Source organism: Cyanobium sp. NIVA-CYA 375, from assembly GCF_056108345.1.
Genome location: NZ_JBSYHW010000420.1, coordinates 1 through 537, shown reverse-complemented (window position 1 = coordinate 537; position 537 = coordinate 1). Strand labels below are relative to the sequence as shown.

Here is a 537-nt window from a genome sequence, read left to right as displayed (position 1 = left end):
AGTTCGCGGAGCTGAATGCCAACCAGGTGTCGACGCTGTACCAGAACGTGGGCGGCATAGCCGCCGGCAGCAGCGTGGGCTGGCAGTTCGCGCACCGCGGCCGCGACGGCGTGGACACGATGCGCTTCGTGCTCACCGACCTCGGCACCGACAACACCTTCGGCACCGCCGACGACACCGTGCTCGACAGCAAGACCGTGAGCACCGGCAACGCGGCCTGGAGCTTCCACACCGGCGCCGGCATCATCGCGCTGGGCAACACCGTGCGCTTCTCGTTCATCTCGCTGAACTCGGTCACCGGCAACTCCTACGGCAACTTCCTCGACGCGGCCGACTTCGGCGTGGGCGTGGGGGCCGTTCCCGAGCCGGGTTCGCTGGCGCTGGCCGGGCTGGCGCTGGCCGGCGTGGGTGCGCTGTCGCGCCGCCGCAAGGCCGCCTGAGCCGCCACGGCGGCATCCCAGCAAGCGGGCCCCCGGGCCCGCTTCTTCATTTCAGCGCGAGGTCGGCAGCCACGCCGGCGAACACCGCGAAGCCGAG

At 71.1% G+C, this 537-nt stretch carries 1 protein-coding gene; it reads left to right on the top strand.

Translation table 11 applies throughout. The features are described from left to right. A partial coding sequence (locus AC01FP_RS18925) for a PEP-CTERM sorting domain-containing protein (RefSeq protein WP_474482494.1) occupies positions 1 to 440 on the top strand: 440 nt, incomplete at its 5' end. Positions 441 to 537 lie beyond the last annotated feature (97 nt).